4 protein-coding genes and 1 pseudogene are annotated in these 4,692 nt (G+C 42.8%); 3 read left to right on the plus strand and 2 right to left on the minus strand.

Annotation, left to right across the window (positions count from 1 at the left end; translation table 11 throughout):
* Window positions 1-164: 164 nt before the first annotated feature.
* Window positions 165-869 carry a cytochrome b/b6 domain-containing protein gene (locus IQ224_RS21750; protein ID WP_194033486.1) on the minus strand — a complete coding sequence of 235 codons (705 nt, stop codon included), beginning with the start codon at window positions 867-869 and terminating at the stop codon, window positions 165-167.
* 44 nt (window positions 870-913) lie between these two features.
* Here IQ224_RS21750 and IQ224_RS21755 point away from each other — a divergent pair, with 44 nt between their 5' ends.
* Both IQ224_RS21755 and IQ224_RS21760 read left to right on the plus strand, forming a co-directional pair.
* Window positions 914-1,654 carry a TIGR00297 family protein gene (locus tag IQ224_RS21755; protein WP_194033487.1) on the plus strand — a complete coding sequence of 247 codons (741 nt, stop codon included), beginning with the start codon at window positions 914-916 and terminating at the stop codon, window positions 1,652-1,654.
* A 36-nt stretch (window positions 1,655-1,690) separates the two neighbouring features.
* Window positions 1,691-2,746: an amino acid ABC transporter substrate-binding protein gene (locus IQ224_RS21760; RefSeq protein WP_002794699.1), complete on the plus strand. Its 1,056-nt coding sequence runs from the start codon at window positions 1,691-1,693 to the stop codon at window positions 2,744-2,746.
* A gap of 2 nt (window positions 2,747-2,748) precedes the next feature.
* Here the strand turns inward: IQ224_RS21760 and IQ224_RS21765 are convergent, their stop codons facing one another.
* Window positions 2,749-3,636 carry a lipid kinase gene (locus tag IQ224_RS21765; protein WP_002746675.1) on the minus strand — a complete coding sequence of 296 codons (888 nt, stop codon included), beginning with the start codon at window positions 3,634-3,636 and terminating at the stop codon, window positions 2,749-2,751.
* A 214-nt stretch (window positions 3,637-3,850) separates the two neighbouring features.
* On the opposite strand from IQ224_RS21765, the pseudogene IQ224_RS25160 reads away from it, so the two are divergent.
* Window positions 3,851-4,483 (plus strand): annotated as a pseudogene (locus IQ224_RS25160) (PEP-CTERM sorting domain-containing protein).
* The last annotated feature ends 209 nt before the right edge of the window (window positions 4,484-4,692 follow it).

Raw genomic sequence — 4,692 nt, forward strand, 5'->3', positions numbered from 1 at the left:
TCGCTCCATACCCCTTTTAATGCTATATATTCTCATTAACCCTTTTAACCTTTGAATTAATTTTAGTTATTATGTACTACTTTAATGGCTTTTTTGATCTGTGACAGTTGAGGGTGCGGAATGTGGGCTAAAATTCCCAATACTCAGTTTAAATACAGTACAGCTTAGTCAAACTTGGGAATAATCCAAGCTGCTATAATAGCCAATAAAACAACAATTTCTAAGACTTTATATAAGTTAAGAGATTGTAGCCACTGAAAAGTATTAGCTAGACGCAAACTTAACCCCCATTGACGTAATTGAGATAACCATAATTTCGGATTATCTTGTTCACGAAAACCCCATTTAAGGATAGACAATAACAGGGGAACCCCTCCCACTTTGGCAGTCATGAGCAGGTGCAGCACCAGACATACTGCCATAATTAACCAACTGAGCAAATGGGCATAATACCAAAAGTGATTTAATTCCCCTTCCGGTAGCCATTCGGAATCCATCATCCGGCCACTATACAAAGCAAAAGTTAGCGCAAAAAGAATCAAAGTATTAACTAAACGATGGAGACTGTACCACCAAATTGGCTTGCCAAATTGGGTTAATTTGTTAAGAGAATCACTTTGAATTAATCTTTTGTTGCCGCGACGAAAAGCATAGATAGCAAAAACGGGAAAGATAATCAGAGTATAGAGGCCAAAAGTACCATGAATACTTTCAATTTCTTGATATTCTGGTAGGGGCAGTTTCAACCAACGACCGTCAAAAGTATCATAGGTCCAATAGGCCGTAACCATGGCGGCAATGAGGACAATTCCCGTTAATCCGTGCAGAATTCGCAGTAAAAGAGGTTGATAGGGTTGATTAGTTTTCATGAACTCGATCGATACAATAGGGGATATAAACTTGCCCAGACACTATGTTAACTAATCCTTGGCTCGTCGCTGTTCTTCTCAATACCGTCCTCCTCGGAATCGCTGCAATTGCCCCAAAAAAGCTCTTAACTCGGGTGGGTTATCTCCATGCTTGGGTTTTAGGGGTAATTGTCTGGGGAAGCTTGGGATGGCGCGGTTATCTGATTGTTTTATTCTATTTCCTCGTCGGTTCTACTGTCACCCGCATCGGTTTAGCGCGCAAGGAAGCGGAGGGAATCGCCGAAAAAAGAGCGGGGGTACGCGGTCCAGAAAATGTCTGGGGTTCCGCTTTAGCAGGGGCAATTTGCGCTATCCTCAGTCTTTTTGCCGCTTCTCCCTGGGATTACCTGTTAATACTCGCTTATGTGGCTAGTTTTAGCACTAAATTAGCCGATACTACTGCCAGTGAGGTGGGTAAAGCTTACGGTAAAACTACTTATCTAATCACTAATTTTAAATCCGTCCCCCGGGGAACAGAAGGTGCTGTTAGTTTGGAAGGAACGCTCGCCGGTTTGCTGGCAGCCACGGCGATTTCCCTGTTAGCATGGACTATCGGTGCGATCGATCTTCTTGGTGTGTTATGGTGTGTAATTGCGGCATTTATCGCCACCAATATCGAAAGTCTCATCGGAGCTACCCTACAAACCCGCTTTCTGTGGTTAACTAATGAATTAGTCAATGTGATCAATACGGTTATCGGTGCGATCGTGGCTATATTGTTAAGTTTGCTCTGGTCTTTCCGCTAAAATTAAGTGACTAAAAAAATTTTTCAGAGAATATCTATGCTAAAGTGGCGTTTTTGTGCATTGTCCCTGCTGTTACTGCTAATTACTGCCTGTGGGACGGAAAATCAACCGAATTCTAGTTCTAACACTGCAAATAGTCCCAGTGCTGACCGCTTGCAAACGGTGAAAAATCGCGGTAAGTTAATTTGTGGCATTAACGGAGAAGTGCCGGGGTTTAGCTTTGTTAATGAAAAAGGCGAATATTCGGGCTTAGATGTGCAAATTTGTCGAGCTATCGCGGCGGCTCTCTTTGATGATCCCGCCAAAGTCGAATATCGTAAACTTAGTCCCCAAGAGAGATTTACTGCTGTACAGACGGGAGAAGTGGACATTCTCAGTCGCAACACCACCTGGACGATTAACCGGGATACCGCTCTGGGGATGGAGTTTATCACCCCGGTTTTCTATGATGGTCAAGGAATTATGGCCACGAAAGCCAGTAATATTAAGAAATTAGAAGATTTGAGCGGAAAGTCCATTTGTGTGCTATCAGGAACCACCACGGAACAAAATCTGGCCGATGCCATGGCAAAAGCGGCAGTGCAAGGTTATAAACCGATCGTTTCCGATGATGTGGAGGCTTTATATACAGCTTATCAGGCGGGGCGCTGTCAGGCTGTTACCTCCGATCGCTCCCAATTGGTGGCCCGGCGCTCGGTTTTTCCCCGACCGCAGGATCATCAATTATTAGAAGTGGTAATATCGAAGGAACCCTTGGCCCCGGCCGTGGCCGATGGTGATCCCGCTTGGTCGAATGCCGTCCGCTCGATCGTTTTTAGTTTAATTCAAGGGGAAGAATTCGGGATTAACTCCCAAAATATTGCCACTTTTGCCGATAGCAAAGACCCCAGTATTCGGCGCTTTTTGGGTATCGATGAGAAGTTAGGCGAAGATATGGGTTTACCCAATGATTTTGCCCAAAGAGTCTTAAAACAGGTGGGTAATTACGGTGAAATTTATGATCGGGAAATCGGCCAACCCCTGCAACTCGATCGAGGTTTAAATAATCTTTGGACAAAGGGGGGTTTATTATATTCTCCTCCTTTTCGTTAATTTTAAAATTGTGTTTCCTGACGGGGAATATAGACCCCTATGGCCGCTGGAATAACTCGAAACATGGCGGGAGTAGTGCTAGTAATTTCGCCATCGGTGTTGATACTATGGGGTTTACGAGTCTGAATTTGAATTTCTTTGCCGTTAAGAGTTCTCACCCAAGATAATAAACCCTGTTGTCCTCGTGGTAATGTCCATAAAAGCGGGAAAATTTGCCACCAGTGTTCAATTTCTAGGCTATATAAATCTAATCTTTGATCGTCGATTTGGGCATCGTGAGCGATCGGCATTCCTCCCCCATAATAACGACCATTTCCGATCGCTATTTGTAGGGTTTTAACTTTGATATTTTCTCCATCAATACCGATCATAGCGGTAAAAGGACGGGTTTTACTTAATACCTGTAGGGCTGTCCAAGCATAGGCCAAAATTCCCAAACGTCGCTTTAAACCCTTGCTCAGTTTCTGGGTAATTTTCACACTTAATCCTAAACTAGCCACGTTGAAAAAGTATTTATTATTTACCCAACCTAGATCGATATATTTTAAATTACCTTCGGCAATAATTCGACAGGCTTCGGCAATAGAATTCGGTATCCCTAAAGTCCGGGCCAAATCATTAGCGGTTCCCAAAGGTATAATACCTAGGGGCAGTTGAGTTTCTACCAACATATCCGCCATAGCATTAAGAGTCCCATCGCCACCACCGACAATAACTAAATCAATACTAGAGCGATATTTTTCCAGCAAAAAAGGTATATCTTCTACCTTTTTCAAAGGGACGCTGATAATTTCAAAATCCCAATTATTGAGCAGATCAACAGTTTGAGCAAAGTTTTCTTTACCCTTGCGCGAGTGACGATTGATTAGTAGTAAAGCTCTTTTAGTCATAGGTAAGTTTCTCAGTAGAATCAATATCTGAAGATAAACCAAGTTGGATAAGGCTTTTAGACTTTTTTCTCCTCAAAAAGTGCGGCTCTCTTATTCTTTGTGTGATCTCGCGTAGCGAGCGCGTTGCGACCAGTTTAACTTACTATAGAAGCGATCAATCTTTGTGTCCTCTGTGTTTCTGTGGTTCCTTCCACTCGCTCGCCAGCAGGACTGTATCTTAGAATACATTTTACCCACCAAACCTAAGAGAGCCAATGGAGGCGGCTCTAAATACTGGGACAAGAAATATAATGGTACTGGAAACACGTCGGTAAATTATGTTCCTCTCTGTGGAGGAGTTGGAGATCTAACTGATGGCATAATTCCTACACAAAACTGGAATGATGTAGAAGTTGCAGACGGTACAGGACTTTATGTTGGTTAGGAAAACCGGAATCCTGTCATTACTTTTAACTTTGCTGGCACAGTAAATATAAACGCAGTTACTGTATATGTGGATGACGCAAATGGTTTTGGTGCTGTTTCCGTACCGCAAAGTATATTATTAAGTATGGGTGGCTCTAATTATAATTCGGGGTCTCTTACTGATCCTCCTACTGCAGCGCCAACATCCTATACTTTTTCAGGATTAAATTTTAGTGGTAGTTCCCTACAACTTACTCTAAATCGGCGCACTGCCTGGGTCTTTGCCAGCGAAGTTACTTTTGATGGCGAACTTTTGGGTGTCCAACCAGTTCCCGAACCCACCTCAACCCTCAGCCTCCTCGCTCTCGGTGCAGCTTCAACCCTGAAACGCAAACTAAAACCCTCCCAATCCACCGAAAAAGAAACCACAAAAGTCGGCTAAATTGCTTCTAGAATACCATAAATGCCCCTTTATTTAGTCAGTTGAGGGGTTATTTTTTGTCTATTGTTTATTGTCTATTATTTAGGGTTTGCTGAATAAATCTAAAAACCTTGTTGGGTAAACCTTTTAGACTTTTTTTCCCTCAAAAAGTGCCAACCATTGGAGTGATCGGGGGTAAAATCCCTGAACTTTTTCCCTGAAAATTAGGT

Source organism: Microcystis sp. LEGE 00066, assembly GCF_015207925.1.
Taxonomy (GTDB): domain Bacteria; phylum Cyanobacteriota; class Cyanobacteriia; order Cyanobacteriales; family Microcystaceae; genus Microcystis; species Microcystis ichthyoblabe_A.